This window comes from Bradyrhizobium sp. SSBR45G (genome assembly GCF_030159255.1).
Lineage (GTDB): Bacteria > Pseudomonadota > Alphaproteobacteria > Rhizobiales > Xanthobacteraceae > Bradyrhizobium.
In genome coordinates this window covers 47,602-73,421 of the sequence record NZ_BSCT01000016.1, presented here as the reverse complement: position 1 = coordinate 73,421, position 25,820 = coordinate 47,602, and the positions used below count along the sequence as shown (strand labels likewise).

Below are 25,820 nucleotides of genomic sequence, written 5' to 3'. Positions count from 1 at the left end.
TTAAGCCCAATGCAAGCAGTCGCGACATAGAACAAGGCAGCTGCGATCTCGGTTGCGCGGTCAGGAACGGACGCGGGATCAGCAGCACGGGTCGGGGTTGCGTGATGTTCTTTCTGCTTCGGATGGCATTCTGGCTCGGGCTCGTGCTGGTGCTGCTGCCGCGCGAGAAGAGCCCCGACACCGACAAGCTGCCGCAGATCAATGCGCACGAAGCCGTGCAGGCCGCGACGGCTGCCGTCTCCGACATGAGCCAGTTCTGCAAGCGCCAGCCGCAGGCCTGCGAGGTCGGCGGCCAGGCTGCGACCGTGATCGGTCATCGCGCCGAGGAAGGCGCGCGCAAGATCTATCAGATCATCACCGACAAGCCCGAGACGGCCGAGAAGCCAAACGCCGCCGACAAGTTCATCGGCCCGGTGAAGCCGGCCAGCCGCGACAAACGCGGCAACGATCACACCGGCTCGATCGACGCTCCCGTCATGGCGGAGGTTCCCGCGAGCGAGGCCCCGGCCGACACGCTGTCGACCGACGACCTCAGCAGTGAATGGCAGCTGCCGCCGTCGCCCTGATTTGTCTCGGAACCGGCTGTCGCTTTCGTCGCGCCGAACGCCTATATGGGGTTCGGACGGGACCGAAGAGCACCATGACGATCGACGATATCCGCGACAATTTTGCCCTGCTGGACGATTGGGACGACCGCTACCGCTATGTGATCGAGCTCGGCCGCACCTTGGCGCCGATGCCGGAGGACGAGCATTCCGCCGCGAACAAGGTGCAGGGCTGCGCCAGCCAAGTCTGGCTGTCGAAGCATGTCGATGACGGCAGCGCCACGCCGATCCTCAACTATCTCGGCGACAGCGATGCCCACATCGTCCGCGGCCTGATCGCGATCCTGCTGACGCTCTATTCCGGACGGACGCCGCAGGAGATTCTGACCATCGACGCGCCCGCCGTGTTCGACGAGCTCGGGTTCCGCGACCACCTCACGCCGCAGCGCTCCAACGGCCTGCGCTCCATGGTCGAGCGCATCCGCGCGGACGCCCGCGAAGCACTCGCCACGGCGACCTGATCGATCCGGGCTACTTCTCGCGCTCCGGACGCTGCTGGCCGAGACCCATCTTCTTGGCGAGCTGCGAGCGCGTGACGGCGTAGTTCGGCGCCACCATGGGATAGTCCGGCGGCAGGTTCCATTTGTCGCGATACTGCTCGGGCGTCATGCTGTACTGCGTCCGCAGATGCCGCCGCAGCGACTTGAAGCGCTTGCCGTCCTCGAGGCAGACCAGATAGTCCGGGTGGATGGATTTCTTCACCGGCACCGCGGGGCGCGTCGGCTCCGGCGCCGGCTCGCTGCGCCCGGCCGCGACCCGGGTCAGCGCGGCATGCACCTGGCTGATGAGCGACGGAATCTCGGCTGCAGGCGTCGGATTGTTGCTGAGATAGGCCGAGACGATGTCGGCCGTCAGATCGATAAAGCTCTTGCCGGCCCCTTCGGTCATTGAAAACTCATCCCGCCCACTGACTTTCATTCGCAAGTATCACCCGAAGCGGGTGATTGCGTCATCTGTCAATTCTCCAAGCAATATGGGCAAATGACTGGCCAAATGACAAGAAGGTGAGGACTTCTTCTTGAGACGTCTGTCCCAATTCCAGTACTGTGTACCGTATGCCAGTTGACGGCGAGCTGCCGCGTCAGCTGCGGCCTTCCAGGTGGGTGCGCAACTCGTCGATCGATGCGAAGCGCATCATCCCCTCCGGCATCTGCGCCTCGATCGAGCCGTCGGAATAGAGCGAATAGGCCATCCCGTCGACGACGCCCGACTTGATGATGCTCGCGGGCGGCGTATCGAGATCCTGGGGTTCGGGAGCCGGTGCCGGCTCGGGCTCGAAGGCAGGCGCGGCGCGCGCCAATCGGCGGGGGAATGGCGGTCGCAGCGACTCGGGCGGGCGCGCCCGCTCGGGACGCGACCAGGTGTCGTCCAGACCCGAAGACGCGGGCTCGGAGGCCGGCTCATCGAGCGGGATAGAAGGCGGCTCGCTGAGCGGCGGCGAGCGGAAATCCGTCGGCATCGGTTCGCCGGCGCGCTTTTCGGCGCGTTCGCGCTCGCGCCGCGAGGTCGATGCAAACAACAGGTTGCGCCGGGGCCGCTCGGCAGGCTCGGCAACCGGATCGTCCGCCTCCTGATCCGCAGCAGACGCGGTCCGCAATGAGGACGGCAGGGGTGGCGACAAAGGCGCCTGGGACAACGGAGCTGACGACAGGGGCGAAGACAGATCCGGCATCCGCGGCCGAGACCGTGGCGAGCCACCCTCGCGCCATGCGTCCTCTGCCGGGGGCACCGGGGCAGGTTCGAGATCGGCCTTGCTGCCGAGGCCCGGGAGCTGCAACGGCCGGACCTCCGATTCGGGCCCGCGCTGCCGCAGCCGGCTCGAGATGACCTTGAGCTCGCCGAGCACCGCATACAGGCCGAACAGGATCAGCCCGCTACAGACGCCCAGGGTTCCCGACTGGATCAGCAGGCCGCCGATGCTGAACTCCTTGTTCGGAATTCCAAAAGCGATCGCTGCAAGCCCGGCCAGGACAACCATGGCCGCAGCGGTCAACATAGCACTCATCATCGAACCCATCCCCTAATGCGTCGGTTCCGGACGGCGTCCCGACCGATATCACACTAGTTAGCTGCGGTTGCCCGCGTCCTCGAAACCGGTTTCTAGTCGAAATCCGCGACAATTTGCAGCAGAAGTTCGGCCGAAACGCTCATCCGCCCGCTGCCGGGGCTGAATGCGCCACGATCACGCCACATTCAATCCCCGCCAACCCACGGAACCGTCTCAGGTTCCTCCGGGTTTATCCGTAGCCGCATGGTTCAGGACGCGTTCATGTCACTGTGCCAATATGGCGCCAAGCGGCCGAAATTCGGGCCCCTGCTGCACTGCGATGGAAGCGTGACGCGCAGATTTCCGACACCTCGGAAACCGGGACGCGCTATACGCAGGCGGGGAAAACAGGCCTGAAGCGCGGAAGCGGGGTCGTTAGGGGACGCCGGGTCACTATCAGCCATGACATCGATAACCACTTCGGTCCTCGAGACGCCGATACGGCGGACACTCGAACGGACTTGTGACGATCTTGCCATGTTCGTGCTCGCCGCGGTCGCGGTGGTGGCCGGACTGACATTCCGGGATTATGGCCTTGGCTGGGACGACTACACCCATGCCGAATACGCCGATCTCTTGCTGCGCATGTACGGTTCCGGTTTCAGGGACCAGGCGGCGCTGTCGTTCGCCAATCTCTATATGTACGGCGGCGGCTTCGACATGGTTGCAGCGCTGCTGCACAAGATTCTGCCGCTGGAGCTGTTCGAGACGCGCCGGCTGGTCGGCGCGATCGTCGGACTGGTCGGACTGGGCGTGACATGGCGCCTGGCACGCCGGATCGGCGGCGCCGTGGCCGGCCTGTCGGCCCTGCTGCTGCTGGCGCTGTGCCCGATCTTCTATGGCCACATGTTCATGAACCCGAAGGATGCCCCCTTCGCGGTCGCCATGGTCGTGCTGCTGATGGGCCTCGTCCGCCTCGCCGAGGAATATCCCTACCCCTCGCCCCGCACCATCCTGATCCTGGGTCTCGGCGCCGGCTTCTCGATCGGCTGCCGCATCCTGGGCGGCATGGCCGTCGTCTATGCCATGGTCGGCTTCATTCCCCTGTTCATGGACGAATACCGTACGCAGGGTACCCGCGAGGCGATCCGCCGCTTCGCCCAAGTGCTCTACATGCTGATTCCCGGACTGATCCTGGGCTACCTGATCATGGGCCTGATCTGGCCGTGGTCGATCATCGAGCCTGCCAATCCGTTCCGGGCGCTGACCTACTTCTCGCACTTCTTCGAGAAGCCGTGGAAGGAGATGTTCGACGGGGCGCTGGTCTCGGTGCCGGACATGCCGTGGTCGTACCTGCCGACCCTGTTCGCGCTGCAGCTGCCCGAGCTGATGATCGCGCTGTTCGTGGCCGGTGCGGTCGCCTCGCTGATGTCGCTGTCGCGGCCGGACATGCCGGCCCGGCAGAAGAGCATCCTGTTGATGCTGACCTTGGCGGCGACGCTGCCGATCCTGATCGCGATCGTCAAACGCCCGGCGCTGTACAACGGCATCCGCCATTTCGTATTCGTGATCCCGCCGATCGCGCTGCTCGGCGGCGTCGCCTTCTCGTGGCTGTTGTCCTGGCTCAACGCCGACGAGCGCCGCAGCTGGCAGCCGGTGGCCATCGCCACCTTCTGCTTCGGGCTGCTGCTGCCGCTGGCGGAGATGATCCGGCTGCATCCCTACCAGTACACCCACTTCAACTACATCGCCGGCACCGTGCGCGAGGCCGATACGCGCTACATGCTGGACTATTGGGGGCTGGCGCTGAAGCAGGCCTCCGACGGGCTCAAGGAGCAGCTCGACGAGCGCCAGGAGGTGCCGCCGATCGGGCACAAATGGAAGGTGGCGGTGTGCGGCCCGCAGCGCCCGGCCCAGGTCGCGCTCGGCCCGGATTTCACCATCGGCTGGGACAGCCATGCGGCCGACTTCGCCATGACGCTCGGCGAGTTCTACTGCAAGGGACTGACCGCCCCCGTGATGGTCGAGATCAAGCGCGACGACGTCGTGTTCGCCCGGGTCTACGACATCCGCGGCCGCAGCATCTCGAGCCTGCTGTCGATCCCGGCGCCCTGAGCGGCCGGCTCGGTCAAACGACATGACAGCTCTCCCCGCCCCGCGCCTTGTCGCGCGGCGGCGGGCCGCTTAGGCTGCGGCCAGCCCTCGGAAATCGGAGAATGCCATGTCGCCCGCGGAAGCCCGCCTCAAGGAAGTGCCGTCAAACATGACGGAAGCGGAGTGGTCGCAGCGGATCAACCTCGCGGCCGCCTATCGCCTGGTGGCGATGTTCGGCTGGGACGATCTCGTCGACACCCACATCTCGGCCCGCGTGCCCGGCCCCGAGCATCATTTCCTGATCAACCCCTACGGCCTGCTGTTCGAGGAGATCACCGCCTCCAGCCTGATCAAGGTCGACCTCTACGGCAACCAGCTCTCCGAGAGCGAGTACAGCATCAACCCGGCGGGCTTCACCATCCATTCGGCGATCCACGAGGTGCGCGAGGATGCCGGCTGCGTCATCCACCTGCACACGCTCGACGGCGTCGCGGTGTCGAGCTGCGCCGACGGCCTGCTGCCGCTGAACCAGATCGCGCAATACGTCACCCACGACCTCGCCTATCACGACTATGAGGGCGTGGCGCTGGACCATGACGAGCGGCCGCGGCTGCAGCGTGATCTCGGCACAAAGAACAATATGCTGCTGCGCAATCACGGCACGCTGACGGTCGGCCGCTCGGTCGCTTCCGCCTTCGAGCGCATGTATCACCTGGAGCGCGCCTGCTCGATCCAGGTCCGCACCCGCACGCTCGGACCGACCTCCTATCCGGTCCGCGACGATGTCATCGACAAGAATGCCAAGCTGTTCGAAAACGAGGACCGCGCCGAGCTCCGTTCCAATCAGCTGGTCTGGCCGCCGCTGCTGCGCCGGCTCGATCGCGTCAATCCGGGCTACCGGAATTGATGTTCGCGGGCTTTTGAGCTACAAGGACTCATCACCCTCTACGCTTCCTGAAGTCAAACGCCGCCCAATTCCGGGCGGCGTTTTTGCGTTCGCAGGTTCGCGGGAAGGTGTGCAACCGGCGTCAGCAGCGGCCGGCCCGCGCAAAGCCCCGCCGCTCCGGCAGCACGGGCGGCTGCTCCAACTCCTCCGCGAGCCGCCGCTCGACGAAGCGACGCTCGTGGTCGGCAAGCCGGGTCGCAAGCAGCTTGCGATAGCGCTGCACATTGGCTTCGCGTGAAAACCGCACACGTGCGGCCGGACGCAGCCGAACGCCCGCGGCAGGGGCGGCATCCGCCGCCGCAGCGTCGGCGTTGACGTCGACTCGGGGCACGATGCGCATCGCGGCCCCGCCGCGCGGCCGCGGCGGCTGATCCTCACGGTCGAGCTGCCTCAGCGCGCCGAGCACGTCGGCCAGGTGCAACGGCCGGCCGATGCCGGGGATCTTGCGCAGATGCGGCTGCGACTCGACGGCGTACATGTCCGACGCCCAGGATGACAGGATCAGGCGCTTCTCAGCCGGGGACAGGCTGCTGTCGTTCAGCAGGTCGGCCGGGCATTCGTAGTGCGAGACCGGATGGAAACCGGTGCCGCCCGCAATGATCGAAACACTGCGCTCACTCATGGCGTGTCTCCTTACGCTCCTTTCACGAGAGACAGATGGTGCACGGACGCGGGCAACAAGCCGCCCGCGTCCCGGATCAAAGAGCCTTCAGGCCGCCTTCTGCTGCGCGATCTGCTCGACCGGCGCCGTGCCGATGGTAATGCGCCGCGGCTTCATGGCCTCGGGAATCTCCCGCACCAGCTCGATCCGCAGCAGGCCATTGTCGAAGAAGGCGCTCCTGACCTGCACATAGTCGGCGAGACTGAACTGCCGCTTGAAGGACCGCGACGAGATGCCCTGATACAGGTACTCGCGGGTCTCCTTGTCGGACTTGCGGCCCTCCACGGTGAGCACATTGTGCTCGGCCGTGATGGCGAGCTCATCCGGGGCGAAGCCGGCGAGCGCCAGCGAGATCTGATAGCGGTCGTCGCCGAGCCGCTCGATGTTGTAAGGGGGATAGTTGTCATCGACCGCGCGCTGGGTCTCGTCGAGCAAGTCGAACAGGCGGTCGAAGCCGATGGTCGAGCGCCACAGCGGGGTGAAATCATACGTCCTCATAGCCAAGTCCTCCTTAAGAGCAAGATGGATACGAAGGAGCGCCGAGCCGATGCAGGACTTTCTGAGAACCCGACAACCGGTCAGCGCCCAGACTACCGCCGGGCCCTGTCGGCACCCGGCGCCGCCGAAGCGGCAACGATGGAATTAGAAGAAGGAAGGCAGGTTTCAAGGGCCTTCCGCAATTTTTTCTCACGAGGCCGATGGCTTATTCCAAGGCCTCAAGCTGCCGCGGCCGACAGCTGTTGCAGCCGCATGGTGGCCTCTCGCAAGACGCTGACAAGCCGCTCACGCTCGCGCGGATCGACGTCGCCGCGCGAGAGCACGGCCTGGCAATGCGCGACGACGCGCTGCTCGCTTTCGATGAGAAACCTCGTCAGCCGCCTTGGATCCGCAATCGCCATGACGGATACCGGATTGGGCGGCGGATGATTGTACTGCCAGGCAGGCATGATAGCCCCTGCAAACGCGCGCTGCGCTGCATTGAGACCGGGCGGCGCGACAGCGCCCAACCGCACCTCCCGTCGACCGTCGGTCCATCGACAGGCCGGTCGCGATGACGAATGTGGCCGGCTCTGGACGGATTGCGGTCGTAGCTCGGATTGATAGCTGCGTGTTGTGGCCGATCCACGGCCGGGTGACGCAGCTACTAACTTTCTTTTGATGAGCCGTGACGGGCGTGCGAGCCCGTCACGGCGGATTGCGATCAGAAGTCCATCGCCGGCGCAGCCGCAGCGGCTTCCGCCTTCTTCGGCTTGTCGGCCACCAGCGCCTCGGTGGTGATCAGGAGCGAGGCGACCGAGGCCGCGTCCTGCAGCGCCGTGCGGACCACCTTGGCCGGGTCGATCACGCCGGCCTGCACCAGATCCTGGTACTCACCCGTCGCGGCGTTGAAGCCCCAGCTGTAGGTCTCCTTCTCAAGCAGCTTGCCGACCACAACAGAGCCGTCCTCGCCGGCGTTCTGCACGATCTGCCGCGCCGGCACCTGGATGGCGCGGCGGACGATATCGACGCCGGCCTTCTGGTCGGCATTGGCGGTCTTGACGCCGTCGAGCACCCTGGTGGCGCGCAGCAGCGCCACGCCGCCGCCGGGCAGGATGCCCTCCTCCACTGCGGCCCGGGTCGCGTGCAGCGCATCGTCGACGCGGTCCTTGCGCTCCTTGACCTCGACCTCGGTGGCGCCGCCGACCCGGATCACCGCAACGCCGCCGGCGAGCTTGGCCAGCCGCTCCTGCAGCTTCTCGCGGTCGTAATCGGAGGTGGTCTCCTCGATCTGCAGCCTGATCTGCTGGGTGCGCGCATCGATGTCCTTCCTGGCGCCGGCACCGTCGACGATCGTGGTGTTCTCCTTGTCGACCACCACCTTCTTGGCGCGGCCGAGCATCGAGAGCGTGACGTTCTCCAGCTTGATGCCGAGATCCTCGGAGATCGTGGTGCCGCCGGTGAGGATCGCGATGTCCTCCAGCATCGCCTTGCGGCGATCGCCGAAGCCCGGCGCCTTGACGGCTGCGATCTTCAGGCCGCCACGCAGCTTGTTGACGACCAGCGTCGCCAGCGCCTCGCCTTCGACGTCCTCGGCCACGATCAGCAGCGGCTTGCCGGACTGCACCACGGCTTCGAGCAGCGGCAGCATCGTCTGCAGGCCCGACAGCTTCTTCTCGTGGATCAGGATGTAGGGATCCTCGAGCTCGACCCGCATCTTCTCGGAATTGGTGACGAAGTATGGCGAGACATAGCCGCGGTCGAACTGCATGCCCTCGACCACTTCGAGCTCGGTGTCGAGGCTTTTTGCCTCCTCCACCGTGATCACGCCCTCATTGCCGACCTTCTGCATGGCCTCGGCCAGGAAGCGTCCGATCTCGTCGTCGCCATTGGCCGAGATGGTGCCGACCTGCGCGATCTCGTCGTTGCTGGTGATGGTCTTGGCGTGCGATTTGAGGTCGGCCACGATGGCGTCGACGGCAAGGTCGATGCCGCGCTTCAGATCCATCGGGTTCATGCCGGCGGCGACCGACTTTGCGCCCTCCTTCACGATGGCCTGGGCGAGCACGGTCGCGGTGGTGGTGCCGTCGCCGGCGAGATCGGCGGTCTTCGAGGCCACCTCGCGCACCATCTGCGCGCCCATGTTCTCGAACTTGTCCTCCAGCTCGATCTCCTTGGCGACCGTCACGCCGTCCTTGGTGATGCGCGGCGCCCCGAATGATTTCTCGATCACGACGTTGCGGCCCTTGGGGCCCAGCGTCACCTTGACGGCATTGGCGAGGATGTCGACGCCGCGCAGCATGCGGTCGCGTGCGTCGGTCGAAAACTTCACGTCCTTGGCAGCCATGTTCGTCGTCTCCTTTCTTTCGATGACTGTCAGTTTCTGCGGGTGATCAAGCGGCCTTCTTGGCCGTCACGGGGGTCTCGACAATACCGAGCAGGTCGCTCTCCTTCATGATCAGGAGATCCTTGCCGTCGATCTTGACCTCGGTGCCCGACCATTTGGCGAACAGCACCCGGTCTCCCGGCTTCACGTCGAGCGGCACGAGCTGGCCCTGCTCATTCCGCGCCCCTGGGCCCGCGGCGACGATCTCGCCCTCCTGCGGCTTCTCCTTGGCGGTGTCGGGAATGATGATGCCGCCCTTGGTCTTCTCTTCGGCATCGATGCGGCGCACGAGCACGCGGTCGTGCAATGGACGGAAATGCATGCACATCCTCCTTCGAAAGATCAGCGATGTCATAGGACCCGGGCCCCATGAGGCTCCCGGGCGCTGATCGACCTATGAAAGCCGAAGTTTTCGTTCAAGAGGGTCACGAAAAAATTTTGGCACTCGGTGGAAACGGCTGCCAGGACGGCTCTTGACCGCGGCAGCCGTCCTGACCAGCTCTATCAGCGCCAAAATCCGTCCAGCCCCCGTCGAGGAAAAACGATGCAGCTTCTGCGTTGTGTCCGGCCTTTGGTCCTGATGCCGGTGATCGTGCTCTGCCTTCTGGCCGCACCTGCTTTGGCCCAGATCCCGGACCTCAAGCTCGGCCGGGTGCCGACGCTGGCGCCCCTGGTCAAGGAGGTCACCCCGGCCGTCGTCAACATCTCGGTCGAGGGCAAGGTCCGGCAGGACAATCCGCTCTACCTGAACCCACGATCCCGGGACTTCGCCGACGTCCCCAGGCAGGTCGAAAAGCAGATCAGCGCCGCCGGCTCAGGCGTGATCGTCGATGCGCAGCGCGGCTATGTCATGACGGCGAACCACGTCGTCGAACATGCCGACATGGCGCAGATCAGGACCAAGGACGGCCGCAAATTCGGCGCACGTCTGGTCGGACGTGATCCCGCAACCGACATCGCACTGTTGCAGATCGACGATCCGGCCGATCTCAGGGCCATTGCACTCGGCAACAGCGACGCGCTCGAGGTCGGCGATTTCGTGATCGCGGTCGGCAACCCGTTCGGGCTGGGCCAGACGGTGACCTCGGGCCTCGTCAGCGCGCTTGGTCGCACCGGCCTCGGCAAGCAGGGCTATGAGGATTTCATCCAGACCGACGCCGCGATCAATCCCGGCAATTCCGGCGGCGCGCTGATCAATCTGCGCGGCGAGCTGATCGGCATCAACACCGCGATCATCTCGCCCGGGGGCGGCAATGTCGGCATCGGCTTTGCCGTGCCGATCAACATGGCGCGGCGGGTGATGGAGCAGCTGGCCGTCAGCGGACGCGTCGATCGCGGCCGCATCGGCGTGACCCTGCTCGATCTGGACTCGGCGGCCGACGGCCGCGTCGTGGGGGCGCGGGTCGCCGACGTGACCCCAGGATCTCCCGCCGAACAGGCGGGCCTGCGCAAGGGCGACATCATCGTGAAGGCGAACGACATGCCGGTGCGCAGCGCGACCCAGGTCCGCAACCTGATCGGGCTGACGCCGGTCGGCCAGCGCGTCCGCCTCGTGTTCGAGCGCGACCGTGCGCTCGGCAATGCAACGGTGGAGGTCGCTCCCATCACGGAGGAGCGCGCCCGCGTGCGCACGTCGGGTTGAGGCAGCATCAGCCTTCAGCTTTTAATCCCCCAATTCGACTCGAATTTTACCGTCCATCAAGCATGGAGCGAGACTCAGATACCTCTCTAAAGACCTGTTAAGTGTCGCGCCGCTTATTGCAACCCCGCGGAGGTATTGAAATGCGGGGTGATGGTCTGGCTTTCAGTTTGCCACGCTGGCGCGTGACGCGCTGGCTGGCAGACCCGGGATATCCGGTGTCATCGGACATCCGGGTCTCATTGATCGGCGAGCTCTATGGCTGCTGGTCCGTCTTTGCCGGCGGCGCCATTAACACCGTCGCCGTCGCTGCTGCGCTGGCGCTGCGCGCCCCGACCGTTCTCTTCATCAGCTGGTTCGTGCTGGAGGTTGCGATCTGCCTGTCGCGGCTGATCGTCATGATCATCTCCTATCGCCGTGCCCGCGCGAAGATGAGGACGCCGACCGACATCCACATCCTGCTGTCGGTCGCCTGGAGCGCCAGCGTCGGCTTCGGTGTCGGCATCAGCCTGGGGTCCGGCGACTGGGTCGCGGCGTCACTCACCTGCATTTCATCGGCCGCCATGGTCGGCGGCATCTGCTTTCGCAATTTCAGCGCACCGCGCCTCGTCGGCACGATGATCCTCTTCAGCGTCGGTCCGGTGATTCCCGGCGTCGCCATGTCCCATGAGCCGCTGCTGTTCGCGATGTACCTGCAGATGCCGGTGTACTTCCTGGCGATGACCGGCGCGGCCTTCCGGCTGAACAAGATGCTGGTCGCCGTCATGCATGCCAAGCGCGAGAGCGACGAGCGGGCGCGGCTCGATCCGCTCACCGGCTTGAACAACCGCGCCGGCTTGATCGATGCGCTGCAGAGCCGACTCACGCGCAAGGCCATTGCAGACCAGAGCTTCGCCCTCCTCTATCTCGACCTCGACGGGTTCAAGCCGGTCAACGACACCTTCGGCCATGCCGCAGGCGATGAGCTGCTGAAGATCGTCGCAGCAACGCTCCGGCAGATCGTCTCTCCGGCCGACGTCATTGCCCGCATCGGCGGCGACGAGTTCGTCGTTCTCGCCAGCGACCCGGCGATCGATCACGCGCTCGCACTCGGCGAGCGCATCATCGACGTAATGACCGCACCGCTGACGCTGCCGGGCGGCACCCGCGTCAACATCGGCATGAGCATCGGCATCGCCGCGGCGCCCGATCACGGCAACGATCCGGAGTCACTGCTGTTCGCTGCGGATGCCGCGCTGTATGAGGCGAAGTCGAGCGGCAAATCATGCTGGCGACTGGCGTCCGCCGAAGCCAACCTCGCAGCGCTGCGCAAGTTCGCTGGCGGCGATCTGACTGCTACGTCAGTCGCCAGCGCAGCTTGACATCGGCCGCAAGCGGCCCTCCATCCCGGCGGTCATCCCGGGGCATTCGCGCGCAAAATGGCGAAGCCATTTTGAAGCAGCGCGAATGAGCCCGGAATCCATAGCCACAGGCGGATGTGAGGCAGGAACGTCCACGGCCCAGGTGCCTCACACGACATCCTGTGGGTATGGATTCCGGGCTCGCGCTCCGCGCGCCCCGGAATGACGGAGAGTGTGGTTGGTGTTCACCCTCACATCACACGACCATGGGTCACAGAGGTCCTTTGCCCTACCGCGGCATCTCCGCGAGCGCCGCGAGGATGCGGGCCCAGGAGCGGATGCCCTTGTGGTAGCTCTTGAGGTCGTACTTCTCGTTCGGCGAATGGATGTTGTCGTCGTCGAGACCGAAGCCGACCAGCAGCGAGTCGAGGCCGAGCGTCTTCTTGAAGTCGGTGACGATCGGGATCGAGGCGCCCGAGCCCATCAGAATCGTCTCCTTGCCCCACTCGTCCGTCAGCGCCTGCTTGGCGGCGGCGAGCGGCTTCATGGTCCAGTCGAGCGCGATCGCGGCGCCGGCCGAATGATCGCCGAACTCCACCGAGCAGTCGCCGGGAATGCGCGCCGACACATAGTCGCGGAACGCCTTGCGGATCTTGAGCGGATCCTGGCCCTCGACGAGGCGGAACGAAACCTTGGCGTGGGCCAGCGACGGGATCACCGTTTTCGAGCCCTCGCCGATGTAGCCGCCCCAGATGCCGTTGATGTCGCAGGTCGGCCGCGACGAGATCTGCTCGATCAGCAGGCGATCCTTCTCGCCGGCTGGGATCGACAGTCCGATCGGCTTGAGGAAGCTCTCAGGCGTCAGGTTCAGCTTCTTCCACTGCTCCAGCACTTGCGGAGGCACATCCTTCACGCCGTCATAGAAGCCCGGAACGGTGATGCGGCCGTCGGCATCGAACAGGCCGCCGAGCACCTCGGTGAGCACCCGAATCGGATTGCGCGCGCCGCCGCCGAACACGCCCGAATGCAGGTCGCGGTTGGCGGCCTTGATCTTCACTTCTTCGTAAAGCAGACCACGCAGCGAGGTCGTGATCGCCGGCGTGTTCGGGTCCCACATGCCGGTGTCGCAGACCAGCGCGAAGTCGGCCTTGAACTCGTCTTTGTTCTCCTCGAGGAACGGCACGAAGTTCTTGGAGCCGACCTCCTCCTCGCCCTCGATCAGCACGGTAACATCGAGCGGCAGCGCGCCCGCCACCTTCTTCCAGGCGCGGCAGGCCTCGACGAAGGTCATCAGCTGGCCCTTGTCGTCCTCGGCGCCGCGCGCGACGATGATCTTGCGGCCATCGGCATGATCGGTGACGACCGGCTCGAACGGCGGACGATGCCAGAGATCGAGCGGATCGACCGGCTGCACGTCGTAATGGCCATAGAACAGGACATGCGGCTTGGCCGCACCATGACCGTTGCTCTTGCCGACCACCGCCGGATGGCCGGCGGTCGGACGCACCTCGGTGGCGAAGCCGAGCGTCGCGAGATCCTTGGCGAGATGGTCGGCCGCCGCCTTGCAGTCGGCCGTGAAGGCCGGATCGGCCGAGATCGACTTGATGCGGATTAGCTGGAACAGCCGGTCGAGGCTGTTGTCGAAATCGGCATCGATATGGTCGAGAACGGATTGAAGCTGCGCATTGGCCATGTCCAACGGATCCTTCGCAATCTGGCGTCTATTGGCCCGCTTGTAGCGCCGTTGCGCGGTGCGGGCCAGCCTGATGCGATGGGAGCCGATGCCGCATGTCCGCGGCCGGCGCATGACATCACCGAGGATGTCGTGCCGACCGCGAACGGGATCGGGATCAGCGCCGCAACAATCCGCCGAGCGCGCCGCGCACCAAGGTGCGGCCGATCGAGCTGCCCAGCGAGCCGCCGACCTGCTTGCCGAGATCGGCCGCGATGCCGCCGACGACCTTGTCGGTGACGGAGCGCGCAACGTTGCGCGCGATCACTTGCGTCGTCGACAGCTGCCCGCGCTTGACGTTGGTGCCGAAGATGGACGCAGCGATGTCGCCGATCTTGCCCAGCACGCTGCCGGACGAAGCTTCCGCCGTCGCGGCGGTTCCGGCAATCCGCTTCTGCAACAGCTCATAGGCGGATTCAGCGTCGATCTCGGTGTCGTATTTGCCCTTGACCGGGCTCGCAGCGATGATCGCCTTGCGCTCCTCCGGCGTGACCGGGCCGATCCGCGCCGATGGCGGCCGGATCAGCACGCGTTCCACCATCGCCGGCGTGCCGTTGCCTTCCAGGAACGACACCAGCGCCTCGCCCTTGCCGAGTTCCGTGATCACCTTGGCGGTGTCGAGCTTGGGATTGGGACGGAAGGTGTCGGCGGCCGCAGCCACCGCCTTCTGGTCGCGCGGCGTGAACGCGCGCAGCGCATGCTGCACCCGGTTGCCCAGCTGCCCGAGCACGCGGTCGGGAACATCGAGCGGATTCTGTGTGACGAAATAGACGCCGACACCTTTCGAGCGGATCAGGCGCACCACCTGCTCGATCTTGTCCATCAGCGCCTTCGGCGCGTCGTTGAACAACAGATGTGCCTCGTCGAAGAAGAACACGAGCTTGGGCTTGGCGAGATCGCCAACCTCCGGCAGCTCCTCGAACAGCTCCGACAGCATCCATAGCAGGAACGTCGCGTAGAGCCGCGGGTTCTGCAGCAGCTTGTCGGCGACGAGAATGTTGATCATGCCGCGGCCGTCGCGGTCGGTCTTCATGAAGTCCGTCAAGGTCAGCGCCGGCTCGCCGAAGAATTTCGCGCCGCCCTGGTTCTCTAGCACGAGCAGCTGGCGCTGGATCGTTCCAACGGTGGCGCGCGTGACGTTGCCGAACGACTGCGCCGCCTTGCGGATCGGCGCCAGCGGATCAGCGTCTGCGTCCGCCCCCTTCTTGCCCGCCTCCGGAATGATGGCGTCGAGCAGCGCGCGCAGATCCTTCATGTCGATCAGCGCGAGGCCGTTCTCGTCGGCAACGCGGAACGCGACGTTGAGCACGCCCTCCTGGACATCGTTCAGATCCAGCATCCGCGCCAGTAGCAGTGGTCCCATCTCGGTGACGGTCGCGCGCACCGGATGCCCCTGCTCGCCGAACACGTCCCAAAATACCGTCGAGAACTGATCGGGCTGATAGGTGAGGCCGAGCTCGCTTGCACGCTTGATGATGAAGTCCTTCGCTTCGCCGGTCTGCGAGATACCGGAGAGATCGCCCTTGATGTCGGAGGCGAAGACCGGAACACCGGCGCGAGCGAAGCCCTCAGCCATCACCTGCAACGACACCGTCTTGCCGGTGCCGGTCGCTCCGGTCACGAGTCCGTGGCGGTTGGCAAGCGCAAGCGTCAACCAGGCCGGCTGCTCGCCGGCACCTACGAGAATCTTGTCGTCGGTATCAGCCAGTGATTTTCCGGATGGTGCCATGTTGATCCGTCTTTCGAGAATGATTGTTCTGCATCATGCGGCGCAAGACATCGCCCAAGGGAGATTGCCAGCGGTAACATACTTTAGTCTCGCAGTTTGGAACCAGCGTCAGGAAGTCTCACCCCGTTCGCGAACGCGAGCACCACTTCATACCATTGGTGCCGCGCGGCACGCAGGTTTCATCCTTGAATTCAGCATCTGGTCTTGCATCGTTGCAACAGTTCATCGTGGATCGCGAATCGATTCGCGCGACTGTCGTGCTCGTCGCTTGTAATTCACGGATCGTCCGATCAAGATGAATTCAGCGAGGACGTCCGGTCGTGGGGGACCGGATGACGACGGGGTTCACATGAGCGAGCTGATTGAGCCGCTGGCCAGAATGGCCGGCATCGATAGCGCCGTGGCTGAAAAGCCCAGACGTGTCCTTCTCAAGGTCCTCTGCAACCCTAAGCCTCGACGTCGGTTTGCCGACCTGTCCAGCACAGCCAACGATCGGTCGGCCTTGAACTTTCCAGGTCCGGCCACGACCAACTCGCAACGGACCAGCTGGGCACGATGCGGTTAGGCACGCGGGGCCTGAACCAGTTCGACTGAAGCACCTTCGCGCGCCGAGTATCATGACATATCCGATCACCGAACTCGAAGGCATGACGGCCTTCTATGCCGCCAAACTGAAAGCCTTGGGCATCCGGACCACCGATGGGTTCCTCGAAGCCGCCCGTACCGTGAAGGGGCGCAAGGCGCTCGCCGCCAAGACCGGCATCAGCGAGCAGCAGCTGCTCGATTGGGCCAATGTCGCCGATTACATGCGCATTCCCGGCATGGGCAAGGCCAAGGTTGGCCTGGTCCGCGCCGCCGGCGTCACCACGGTGCGCGAGCTGGCGCATCGTAATCCGGCGCGGCTGGCGCAGAACATCAAGGAAGTGAACACGCGGCGAAAGCTGGTTCGCATCCTGCCGTCGGAGAAGTCGGTCGGCCAGCTCATTGAAAAGGCGCGCCGGCTGGAGCCGAAGATCAGCTATTGATCAGGCCCTGATCGGCTGCGCGCCGCTTGTGCAGCGCGACACCTTGACTTGGGGATGGCAACCGCGCAAAGCGGCGCGCATGAGCGCAATTCCGCCGCACTCCGCTTCGGACCTCGCATTGAGCCACCCGCTGCTGCGGCCGTGGCTGGCGCGTCCGTATCCGGCGGTCATGGGTATCCTGAACGTCACGCCGGATTCGTTCTCCGACGGCGGCCGCTTCGATGCGCCGGAACGCGCGATCGCGCAGGCGAAAGCCATGATCGCGGCCGGCGCCGACATCATCGATATCGGCGCCGAGTCCACCCGCCCCTACATGGGCGCGGAGCCGGTGACGGCCGATGAGGAGCTGGCGCGGCTGCGGCCGGTGCTGTCTGCCGTCGTCGCACTCGGTGTGCCTGTTTCGATCGACAGCATGAAATCTCAAGTTGTGAATTTCGCGCTCGACGCCGGCGCCGTGATCGCCAACGACGTCTGGGGCCTGCAGCGCGATCCGGCGATGGCCGAGGTTGTCGCGGCGCATGGCGCTCCGGTCGTCGTGATGCACAACCGCGCTGCCGTCGATCCGGAACTCGACATCATCGACGACATGGTCGGCTTCTTCGCGCGCTCGCTCGACATCGCCGCCAAGGCCGGCATTGCCAAGGGACACATCGTGCTCGACCCCGGCATCGGCTTCGGCAAAACCGCCGAGCAGAGCATGACGGCCTTGGCGCGGCTCGACACCTTCGCGCGCTTCGGCCTGCCGCTGCTGGTCGGCGCCTCGCGCAAGCGTTTCATCAGCACCGTGGTGGCGTCGGAGCCGCAGCAGCGGCTCGGCGGATCGATCGCGGCGCATCTGATCGCGGCTCAGCGGGGTGCAGCGATCATCCGGGCGCATGATGTCGCGGAAACCGTTCAGGCCGTGCGCGTGGCAGCAAGCATCGAGGCACAGCGATGACCGATCGGATCTTCATCAAGGGCGTTCTCATTCACGCGCGTCACGGCGTGATGGAGCATGAGAGCGAGGTCGGCCAGCGCTTCGTCATCGATCTCGAGCTCGACACGGATCTGTCGGACTCCTCGCGCAGCGACCGCCTCGCCGACACCGTGTCCTATTCCGACGTGGTGGAAACCGCGACCGCCGCGTTCAAGGACGTCAACTACCGCCTGCTCGAACGCGCGGCCGGCGCGGTGGCCGATGCGATCCTGTCGACCTACGCCCGCATCCGCGCGGTGAAGGTCACGGTGCACAAGCCGCATGCGCCGATCGCCGCGATCTTCGAGGATGTCGGCGTCGTGCTGACGCGCTCGCGGCATCCGTGACCGCGATGGCCAGCGCGCTGATCGCCCTCGGCGGCAATGTCGGCAACGTCAGGGCTACGTTCGTGCAGGCCACCGCCGAGATCTGCCGTCGAGCCGACGCCATGCTGGTGGCGCGCTCAGCCGACTATGTCACTCCGCCCTGGGGCGAGGAGCAGCAGCCGCCCTTCGTCAACGCCTGCATCGCCATCGAAACGGACACCGCGCCGCAGGCCTTGCTCGCGATCCTGCACGAGGTCGAGCGCATGTTCGGCCGCGACCGCGCGCGAGAGACCCGCTGGGGCCCGCGCACGCTCGATCTCGACCTGATCGCCTATGATGATCTGACGCTGGACACGCCCGACCTCACGCTGCCGCATCCCCGGCTGTTCGAGCGCGGCTTCGTGCTGGTGCCGCTGGCGGAGATCGTGCCGGATCGCCGGATTGCCGGCCGTCGCGTCGGCGAGGCCGTGACGCACGTTTCATGCGACGGAATCCGCCCCCTGCCCTCAGCCGAATAGCTGACATCTCCGGCCAAACAACCGTTTGGCTTGGCGGTCGCGACGTGGCATTTTGCGCCACAATAATCGCGATAACAGACGCTTCCGGGAGAACCCAGCCGCATGACCACCGACACCGAACAGCTGCGATTGGCCGCAGACTTCGCGCCCGCCAGCGAGGCGGACTGGCGCAAGCTGGTCGATGGCGTGCTGAAGGGCGCGGCGTTCGAGAAGCTGGTCGGCAAGACCTATGACGGGCTCAAGATCCAGCCGATCTATCCGCGCGCCAAGGAGGCCGCGCCGGTCGCCGGCCGCGCGCCGGCGGCAGCCTGGCAGATCATGCAGCGCGTCGATCATCCCGATCCGGCCAAGGCCAATGCGCAGGCGCTGCTCGATCTGGAGAACGGCGCGACCGGACTGACGCTGGTCTTTGCCGGATCGAATGCCGCGCGTGGCTTCGGCCTTGCCGCCACGGCCGACGCGCTGGGGCGCGCACTCGACGGCGTGCATCTCGATGCTGCGATTGCCATCGAGTTGCAGCTCGGCGAAGCCTCGGTCTCGGCCGCCGCGCTGCTGGCCGACGACGTCAAGCAGCGCGGCGTCAAGCCCGGCGCCTGCGACATCCGGTTCGGCCTCGATCCGATCGGCGATGCGGCCAGCCGCGGCGCGAACGCATTTGACGCGGCCACGCTGGCAGGCAGCGCCGTCGATCTGGTGAAGCAGTTGCACGGCGCGGGCTTCAAGGGCCCCTTCTTCGCCGCCGACGGTCGCGTCGTGCACGACGCCGGCGGATCGGAGGCGCAGGAGCTCGCTTTCGTGCTGGCGTCCGCCCTCGCCTATCTGCGCGCGCTCGAAGCCGATGGCATTGCGCTCGAAACCGCCCGCGAGATGATCTATGCGCGGCTCGCCGCCGATACCGATCAGTTCCTCAATTTGGCGAAGTTCCGCAGCCTGCGCCGTCTCTGGGCGCGGATCGAGCAGGCCTGCGGCCTGGCGCCGAAGCCGCTCTTCATCTCCGGAGAGACCGCGTGGCGCATGCTCACCCGGCGCGATCCCTATGTGAACATGCTGCGCGCGACCATCGCGGCCTTCGCCGCCGGGCTCGGCGGCGCCAATGCGGTGACGGTGCTGCCGCACACGGCGGCACTCGGCCTGCCCGATGCGTTCGCCCGCCGCGTCGCGCGCAACACCCAGCTGGTGCTGCTGGAGGAGAGCAATCTCGCCCGCGTCGCCGATCCTGCCGCGGGCGCCGGCGGCATCGAGGCACTGACGAGCGAGTTGTGCAGCACTGCCTGGGCGCTGTTCCAGGAGATCGAAAAGGCGGGAGGCGTGGTGGCCGCGCTGCAGGCCGGACTGATCCAGAGCAAAGTCGCCGGCGTGCGCACGGCGCGGGCGGCCAACATCGCCAAGCGCCGCGACGTGCTGACCGGCGCCAGCGAGTTTCCAAATCTGAGCGAGGCCGAGGTCGCGGTGGAGACCGTTGCGCCGGTGGCGCCGCCGCCAGCTGCGAAAGCCGTCCTCACCTTCGCTGCGCTCGCGCCGATCCGCCTTGCGGAAGGCTTCGAGCAGCTGCGCGATCGCTCCGACGCGCGGCTGAAGAGCAAGGGCAAGCGTCCCTCGATCTTCCTGGCCAATCTCGGCAGCGCCGCCGATTTCACCGCACGCGCCACCTTCGCCCGCAGCTTCTTCGAGGCCGGCGGCATCGCGGCGATCGAGAGCCAGGGCGCGTCCGATCCCGCCGCGCTCGCGGCGGCCTACCGCGCGTCCGGCGCCGCGATCGTCTGTCTGTGCTCGTCGGACAAGGTCTATGCCGAAACAGCGGTTCCCGCCGCCAAGGCCCTTCAGGCGGCCGGCGCGCGGCATATCTATCTGGCAGGCCGCGGCGGCGAGCAGGAGGCTGCGCTGCGCGAGGCCGGGATCGGCAGCTTCGTGTTCGCCGGCGGCGACGCGCTGAAGACGCTCGAAGACGCCTATACGCATCTGGAGTGAGCATGACCGAGGCGAGCAAGCCCATCCTGACCGGCGGCTGCCAATGCGGCGCCATCCGCTACGCGCTGATGGCGGCGCCGACCCGCGTCAGCATCTGCCATTGCCGGATGTGCCAGAAGGCCTCGGGCGCGCCGTTCGCTTCCTTTGCTGACGTCGATCGCGAGAATCTGACCTGGACACGCGGCCAGCCGGCGACGTTCCGCTCCTCCTCGATCGCCGACCGCTACTTCTGCGCCGCCTGCGGCACGCCGCTCGGCTTCGGCCGCGTGGACGGCCCGCGGATCGAGATCACGACCGGCACCTTCGACCGGCCCGACCGCATCGTGCCGACACGCCAGTTCGGCTCGGAATCCCGGCTCGGCTGGGTGGTCGCGATCGCCAATTTGCCGAGCCAGACGACGCAGCAGAACTACGGTCCGGACAAGATGGCGACCATCGTCAGCCATCAGCATCCGGACCATGATTGAGTGCCGAACCTCTGAAAGTGTTAGGATGAACCATGTTCAGCTGGTTGGCCGCACTCTTCGAAGAGGCGTTCCGCTCGTTTTGGAGCTGGAGCGTCGCGACGGATCGACGCGATGATCCGGTCTACAAGAACAATGTTCGAGAACTGATCGAACGAAACCGCAGGTTTGAGGACGCCAGGGAATGACCCGCATTCCGAATTTTGCCGACATCGCCTTTGCATCTGCGCCCACACCTGCGCCCGCAGGCGCCGCCGAGCCGTGGCTGACGCCCGAAGGCATTCCGGTGAAGCCGGCCTATGGCGAGGCCGATCTCGCCGGCATCGACTTCCTCGACACCTGGCCGGGCACAGCACCTTATCTGCGCGGTCCCTACCCGACCATGTATGTCAACCAGCCCTGGACCGTCCGGCAATATGCCGGCTTCTCCACGGCCGAGGATTCCAACGCGTTCTACCGGCGCAACCTCGCCGCGGGACAGAAGGGCCTGTCGGTCGCGTTCGACCTCGCCACCCATCGCGGCTATGATTCCGATCATCCGCGCGTCGGCGGCGACGTCGGCATGGCCGGTGTCGCGATCGACTCGATCTACGACATGCGCACCTTGTTCGCCGGCATCCCGCTCGACCAGATGAGCGTGTCGATGACCATGAACGGCGCGGTGCTGCCGATCCTGGCGCTGTTCGTCGTCGCCGCCGAAGAGCAAGGCGTGCCGCCGGAAAAACTGTCGGGCACCATTCAGAACGACATTCTGAAAGAGTTCATGGTGCGCAACACCTACATCTATCCGCCCACGCCCTCGATGCGGATCATCTCCGACATTTTCGCCTTCACCTCGCAGAAGATGCCGAAGTTCAATTCCATTTCGATCTCCGGCTATCACATGCAGGAGGCCGGCGCGACGCAGGACCTCGAGCTCGCCTACACGCTCGCCGACGGTGTCGAATATCTGCGCGCCGGCATCGCCGCCGGCCTCGACGTCGACCGCTTCGCACCCAGGCTGTCGTTCTTCTGGGCGATCGGCATGAACTTCTTCATGGAGGTCGCCAAGCTGCGCGCGGCGCGGCTGTTGTGGGCGAAGCTCTTAAAGCCGTTCAATCCGAAGGACGCGCGCTCGCTGTCGCTGCGCACGCACAGCCAGACCTCCGGCTGGTCGCTGACCGCGCAGGACGTCTACAACAATGTGGTGCGCACCGCGGTCGAGGCGATGGCGGCGACGCAAGGCCACACCCAGTCGCTGCACACCAACGCGCTCGACGAGGCGCTGGCGCTGCCGACTGACTTCTCGGCGCGCATCGCCCGCAATACCCAGCTATTCCTGCAGCAAGAGAGCGGCACCACCCGCATCATCGATCCCTGGGGCGGCTCGTATTACGTCGAGCGCCTCACCCGCGACCTCGCCGCAAAGGCCTGGGGCCACATCCAGGAGATCGAGGAACTCGGCGGCATGGCCAAGGCGATCGAGGCCGGCGTGCCGAAGCTGCGCATCGAGGAGGCCTCTGCCAAGACCCAGGCCCGCATCGACACCGGCCGCCAGTCGGTGATCGGCGTCAACAAATACAAGCCCACCGACGAGCCGCCGCTCGACGTGCTCAAGGTCGACAATTCCACCGTGCGCCGGCTGCAGATCGACAAGCTCTCCAGGCTCAAATCCGAACGCAAGCAGGCTGAGGTCGATGCCGCACTCGCCGCGCTGACGCGCTCGGCCGGCGACGGCAACGGCAACCTGCTGGCACTGGCCATCGAAGCCGCGCGGGCCAAGGCGACCGTCGGCGAGATCTCCGACGCGCTGGAGAAAGTGTTCGGCCGCCACCGCGCCGAGATCAAATCCATCACCGGAGTCTACAAGCGGGAGATTGCCGCCATGTCCGGCAAGGCCGAGAAGCTGCAGGCGCTGATCGAGGCGTTCGAGGAGGCCGAGGGCCGCCGTCCCCGCATCCTGGTCGCCAAGATCGGCCAGGACGGCCACGACCGCGGGCAGAAGGTGATTGCGTCCGCCTTCGCCGACATCGGTTTCGATGTCGACATCGGGCCGCTGTTCGCCACCGCCGACGAGGCGGCGCGGCAGGCGGTCGAGAATGACGTCCACATTCTCGGCGTGTCGTCGCTGGCCGCAGCCCATCTCACCGCGGTGCCGGAGCTGAAGGCCGCGCTGAAGAAGCAGGGTCGGGACGACATCATGATCATCATCGGCGGCGTGGTGCCGCCGCAGGATTACGACGCGCTGTACAAGGCCGGCGCCGAGGCGATCTTCCCGCCGGGCACCGTGATCGCCGATGCTGCCGAGGAGCTGATCCACAAGCTCAATGCGCGGCTGGGCCATAGCGAGGCGGCGGAGTAGCCAGTCAATCATCGAACAGCCGCTGCCGGCGCGCGGTCATGGATCGCGCGCCGATGCGTTTGCGGTCATGAACCTGCGCGCCCCCAAGTGATACGCATTTCCACACACGGGATTTCGATTGCCATGAGCTTTTCCACACTCCGCCCTGCTGGGCCTGCTCGCTGTTGCGCCCGCCCTCGCCGCCGAGCCCAAGCCCGACGCTAGCATCATCAACAAGGCAGTCGAGGCCAGCGTCACGCTCGACGCGAAGATCAAGGCTGATGCGCCGCTGTCGGCCTATTGCCTCGCCGACGGCAAGAAGTGGATCGACAAGAACGCCGCTGACGCCGCCACGCAGCGCCAGGCCGACCCGCAACTGTTCCGTGACCGGAAATGGGCGTTCGAGCGCAATTTCGCCGTCCGCTCTGTCGTCGCCGGCCGCTATGTCAGCGTCCTCAGGGACGACTACATCTACACAGGCGGCGCGCATCCCTACAGCGACGTCAACACCATCCTGTGGGACAGGACTGCAGCCAAGCCGATCAGCATCCGCCCGTTCTTCACTGAGACCGCCGACAACGGTCCCGCGATGAAGACAATGCTCGCGGCGATCATCACCTCGCTCAAGGCCGAGAAGAAGAGGCGCGATGCCGGGGAAACCATCACCGCCGACTTGTTCGAGAGGCTTGAGCCGAAACTGCTCGGCATCGGCGCCGTCACGCTCACTCCCTCCACGGAAACCGGCAAGAGCTCCGGCCTCACCTTCCACTATCCGCCCTACGCCGTCGGCTCCTATGCCGAGGGCCAGTACGTCGCGTTCGTGCCGTGGGAGACACTGAAGCCGTATCTCTCGCCGGAAGGTCAGGCGATCTTTGCCGGCAGCCGGCCGAAGGGGGACGCCGACGACAACTAGCTGGCCCGGTCCCGCGCATCCGCTATAACCGGCGCATGTCCTTGCGCTCCGCCTCCCCGCCCGACACCGTGTCCCTCGCCGAGGCCATCCGCGCCGGCAGCCGCGCAGCGCTGGCGCGCGCGATCACGCTGGTCGAGAGCCGCCGCGCAGACCATCAGGCCGCCGCGCGCGAGCTGGTCCAGGCGCTGCTGCCGCAGACGGGGAATGCGATCCGGGTCGGCATCACCGGCTCGCCCGGCGTCGGCAAGTCGACCACGATCGACGCGCTCGGCATGTACCTGATCGAGCAGGGCCAGAAGGTCGCGGTGCTGGCGGTGGATCCGTCCTCGGCGCGCACCGGCGGCTCCATTCTCGGCGACAAGACGCGCATGGCGCGGCTGTCGCATCACGCGCACGCCTTCATCCGGCCTTCGCCGTCGTCAGGCACGCTCGGCGGCGTCGCCGCCAAGACGCGCGAGGCGATGCTGCTGTGCGAGGCCGCGGGCTTCGACGTCATCCTGGTCGAGACCGTCGGCATCGGCCAGTCCGAGACCGCGGTCTGCGACATGACCGACTTCTTCCTCGCGCTCATGCTGCCGGGCGGCGGCGACGAGTTGCAGGGCATCAAGAAGGGCCTGGTCGAGCTTGCCGACATGATCGCGATCAACAAGGCCGACGGCGACAACATCAAGCGCGCCAACATCACCGCCGCCGACTATCGCGGCGCGCTGCACCTGCTCAGCCCCCGCTCCGAGCACTGGCATCCGCCGGTCGTGACCTATTCGGCAATGGCCGGCACCGGCATCGCCGAGCTGTGGCAGAAGGTGCTCGAGCATCGCACGGCGATGATCGCCTCCGGCGAGTTCGCCGCGCGCCGGCGCGACCAGCAGGTGAAATGGATGTGGACCATGCTGGAGCAGCGGCTGATGGCGCGGCTGCGCACCGATCCGTCGATCCGCACGAAAGTGAAGAAGCTCGAGGCCGACGTCGCCGAAGGCCGCGTCGCGCCGGCGCTCGCCGCCGAGCAGCTCGCGGAGATGCTGGCATGAGCGAACGGCTACGCATCCTCATCACCGGCTTCGGCCCGTTTCCCGGCGCCCCGTTCAATCCGACCATGCCGCTGGTGAAGCGGCTGTCCGAGCTGCGGCGTCCTGCGCTGGATGACGTGGAGATCAGCCGCCACATCTTTCACGTCACCACCGGCACCGTGGATCGCGAGCTGCCCGAGCTGATCGCAGAACGGCGTCCGCAGGCGCTGCTGATGTTCGGTCTCGCCGGGCGCACGCCGTATCTCCGCATCGAGACCCGCGCCCGCAACGCTGTCACGACCACCTTCCCCGATGCCGATCGCCACGTCGCGCGCAAGGGCGTGATCGTGCCCGGCGCGCACCCGATGTCGTTTGGTCCGCACATGGCGCGGCTGCTGCGCGCGGCGCGCGCCACCGGCATTGATGCCCGTCCGTCGCGCGACGCTGGAAGCTATCTCTGCAACTATCTGAGCTGGCGCGCGATCGAGGCGACCAAGACCGCCGATGGCCCGCGTCTTGCCGCCTTCATCCACATTCCGCCGCTGCCGCGGAGCGGCACGACGTTGCCGCAGGGCAGCCCGCGGATCACGCTGGAGGCGCTGGTCGATGCCGGCGAAGCCATGCTGATGGAGCTGGTCAAGCTGACCCGTCGGGCGCGCCATCGCAGCCCATGATCCGTGCGATCATTTCCGGTTCGCTGGCCGATCGGGTATTCTGATCCGACCCGG

Annotated in this window: 26 protein-coding genes; 17 read left to right on the top strand and 9 right to left on the bottom strand. The window is 66.0% G+C overall.

The genetic code is table 11. The annotated features are described in order from the left end of the window. The first annotated feature begins 104 nt into the window (after positions 1–104). Positions 105–566 (top strand): DUF5330 domain-containing protein, encoded by a 462-nt coding sequence (locus QQL87_RS19380; protein ID WP_284418912.1) that lies wholly within the window; start codon positions 105–107, stop codon positions 564–566. 74 nt (positions 567–640) lie between these two features. Continuing rightward, a complete protein-coding gene (locus QQL87_RS19375; protein WP_284418911.1) occupies positions 641–1,066 on the top strand; it encodes a SufE family protein in 426 nt (141 codons plus the stop codon). 10 nt (positions 1,067–1,076) lie between these two features. Here the strand turns inward: QQL87_RS19375 and QQL87_RS19370 are convergent, their stop codons facing one another. Then, positions 1,077–1,493, bottom strand: a complete 417-nt coding sequence (locus tag QQL87_RS19370) for a Ros/MucR family transcriptional regulator (RefSeq protein ID WP_284418910.1) — start codon at positions 1,491–1,493, stop codon at positions 1,077–1,079. 193 nt (positions 1,494–1,686) lie between these two features. Continuing rightward, positions 1,687–2,613 carry a hypothetical protein gene (locus QQL87_RS19365; RefSeq protein WP_284419040.1) on the bottom strand — a complete coding sequence of 309 codons (927 nt, stop codon included), beginning with the start codon at positions 2,611–2,613 and terminating at the stop codon, positions 1,687–1,689. Between the two features lie 441 nt (positions 2,614–3,054). Here QQL87_RS19365 and QQL87_RS19360 point away from each other — a divergent pair, with 441 nt between their 5' ends. Then, on the top strand, positions 3,055–4,707 hold the full coding sequence (locus QQL87_RS19360) for a glycosyltransferase family 39 protein (RefSeq protein WP_284418909.1): 1,653 nt from the start codon (positions 3,055–3,057) through the stop codon (positions 4,705–4,707). Positions 4,708–4,813: 106 nt separating this feature from the next. Next, positions 4,814–5,593 carry a class II aldolase/adducin family protein gene (locus tag QQL87_RS19355; RefSeq protein WP_284418907.1) on the top strand — a complete coding sequence of 260 codons (780 nt, stop codon included), beginning with the start codon at positions 4,814–4,816 and terminating at the stop codon, positions 5,591–5,593. A 121-nt stretch (positions 5,594–5,714) separates the two neighbouring features. On the opposite strand, the gene QQL87_RS19350 is transcribed toward QQL87_RS19355, so the two are convergent. The 5 genes from QQL87_RS19350 to groES form a co-directional block, all read right to left on the bottom strand. Continuing rightward, positions 5,715–6,254 carry a hypothetical protein gene (locus tag QQL87_RS19350; protein ID WP_284418906.1) on the bottom strand — a complete coding sequence of 180 codons (540 nt, stop codon included), beginning with the start codon at positions 6,252–6,254 and terminating at the stop codon, positions 5,715–5,717. Positions 6,255–6,341: 87 nt separating this feature from the next. Next, entirely contained in the window at positions 6,342–6,791 is a 450-nt protein-coding gene (locus QQL87_RS19345; protein ID WP_284418905.1) for an Hsp20 family protein, read from the bottom strand. 218 nt (positions 6,792–7,009) lie between these two features. Then, positions 7,010–7,240, bottom strand: coding sequence for a hypothetical protein (locus tag QQL87_RS19340; RefSeq protein WP_284418904.1), 231 nt, complete (start codon positions 7,238–7,240; stop codon positions 7,010–7,012). A 254-nt stretch (positions 7,241–7,494) separates the two neighbouring features. After that, positions 7,495–9,117, bottom strand: a complete 1,623-nt coding sequence (gene groL, locus QQL87_RS19335; protein ID WP_284418903.1) for a chaperonin GroEL — start codon at positions 9,115–9,117, stop codon at positions 7,495–7,497. Positions 9,118–9,163: 46 nt separating this feature from the next. Then, positions 9,164–9,478 (bottom strand): co-chaperone GroES, encoded by a 315-nt coding sequence (gene groES, locus QQL87_RS19330; protein ID WP_284418902.1) that lies wholly within the window; start codon positions 9,476–9,478, stop codon positions 9,164–9,166. 222 nt (positions 9,479–9,700) lie between these two features. On the opposite strand from groES, the gene QQL87_RS19325 reads away from it, so the two are divergent. Together QQL87_RS19325 and QQL87_RS19320 are read left to right on the top strand one after the other, a co-directional pair. Beyond that, positions 9,701–10,798 carry a trypsin-like peptidase domain-containing protein gene (locus QQL87_RS19325; RefSeq protein ID WP_284418901.1) on the top strand — a complete coding sequence of 366 codons (1,098 nt, stop codon included), beginning with the start codon at positions 9,701–9,703 and terminating at the stop codon, positions 10,796–10,798. Between the two features lie 140 nt (positions 10,799–10,938). Continuing rightward, entirely contained in the window at positions 10,939–12,156 is a 1,218-nt protein-coding gene (locus tag QQL87_RS19320) for a GGDEF domain-containing protein (protein WP_284418900.1), read from the top strand. 268 nt (positions 12,157–12,424) lie between these two features. On the opposite strand, the gene QQL87_RS19315 is transcribed toward QQL87_RS19320, so the two are convergent. Further along, the gene (locus tag QQL87_RS19315; protein ID WP_284418899.1) at positions 12,425–13,828 is read right to left on the bottom strand and encodes a M20/M25/M40 family metallo-hydrolase; all 1,404 of its coding nucleotides are present in this window, start codon (positions 13,826–13,828) and stop codon (positions 12,425–12,427) included. Positions 13,829–13,985: 157 nt separating this feature from the next. After that, on the bottom strand, positions 13,986–15,596 hold the full coding sequence (locus tag QQL87_RS19310) for a helicase HerA-like domain-containing protein (protein ID WP_284418898.1): 1,611 nt from the start codon (positions 15,594–15,596) through the stop codon (positions 13,986–13,988). 617 nt (positions 15,597–16,213) lie between these two features. On the opposite strand from QQL87_RS19310, the gene QQL87_RS19305 reads away from it, so the two are divergent. The 11 genes from QQL87_RS19305 to QQL87_RS19255 all read left to right on the top strand — a co-directional run bounded on the left by QQL87_RS19305 (position 16,214) and on the right by QQL87_RS19255 (position 25,766). Next, positions 16,214–16,621 (top strand): DUF4332 domain-containing protein, encoded by a 408-nt coding sequence (locus QQL87_RS19305; RefSeq protein WP_284418897.1) that lies wholly within the window; start codon positions 16,214–16,216, stop codon positions 16,619–16,621. Positions 16,622–16,700: 79 nt separating this feature from the next. Further along, a complete protein-coding gene (gene folP, locus QQL87_RS19300) occupies positions 16,701–17,558 on the top strand; it encodes a dihydropteroate synthase (RefSeq protein WP_284418896.1) in 858 nt (285 codons plus the stop codon). Then, positions 17,555–17,923: a dihydroneopterin aldolase gene (gene folB / locus QQL87_RS19295; RefSeq protein ID WP_284418895.1), complete on the top strand. Its 369-nt coding sequence runs from the start codon at positions 17,555–17,557 to the stop codon at positions 17,921–17,923. The genes folP and folB overlap by 4 nt, the downstream gene beginning before the upstream one ends. 5 nt (positions 17,924–17,928) lie before the next feature. Next, positions 17,929–18,420 (top strand): 2-amino-4-hydroxy-6-hydroxymethyldihydropteridine diphosphokinase, encoded by a 492-nt coding sequence (folK, locus tag QQL87_RS19290; RefSeq protein ID WP_284418894.1) that lies wholly within the window; start codon positions 17,929–17,931, stop codon positions 18,418–18,420. Positions 18,421–18,522: 102 nt separating this feature from the next. Continuing rightward, positions 18,523–20,388, top strand: a complete 1,866-nt coding sequence (locus QQL87_RS19285) for a methylmalonyl-CoA mutase subunit beta (protein ID WP_284418893.1) — start codon at positions 18,523–18,525, stop codon at positions 20,386–20,388. A 2-nt stretch (positions 20,389–20,390) separates the two neighbouring features. Continuing rightward, complete coding sequence (locus QQL87_RS19280; protein WP_284418892.1) at positions 20,391–20,855, top strand: GFA family protein; 465 nt, start codon at positions 20,391–20,393, stop codon at positions 20,853–20,855. Between the two features lie 32 nt (positions 20,856–20,887). Further along, positions 20,888–21,040, top strand: coding sequence for a hypothetical protein (locus tag QQL87_RS19275; protein WP_284418891.1), 153 nt, complete (start codon positions 20,888–20,890; stop codon positions 21,038–21,040). Beyond that, the gene (gene scpA, locus QQL87_RS19270) at positions 21,037–23,193 is read left to right on the top strand and encodes a methylmalonyl-CoA mutase (RefSeq protein ID WP_284418890.1); all 2,157 of its coding nucleotides are present in this window, start codon (positions 21,037–21,039) and stop codon (positions 23,191–23,193) included. The genes QQL87_RS19275 and scpA overlap by 4 nt, the downstream gene beginning before the upstream one ends. 145 nt (positions 23,194–23,338) lie before the next feature. After that, entirely contained in the window at positions 23,339–24,085 is a 747-nt protein-coding gene (locus QQL87_RS19265; RefSeq protein WP_284419039.1) for a DUF3298 and DUF4163 domain-containing protein, read from the top strand. Between the two features lie 35 nt (positions 24,086–24,120). Continuing rightward, complete coding sequence (gene meaB, locus QQL87_RS19260; RefSeq protein WP_284418889.1) at positions 24,121–25,113, top strand: methylmalonyl Co-A mutase-associated GTPase MeaB; 993 nt, start codon at positions 24,121–24,123, stop codon at positions 25,111–25,113. After that, on the top strand, positions 25,110–25,766 hold the full coding sequence (locus QQL87_RS19255) for a pyroglutamyl-peptidase I (RefSeq protein WP_284418888.1): 657 nt from the start codon (positions 25,110–25,112) through the stop codon (positions 25,764–25,766). Before meaB ends, QQL87_RS19255 begins: the two co-directional genes overlap by 4 nt. Positions 25,767–25,820: the final 54 nt, after the last annotated feature.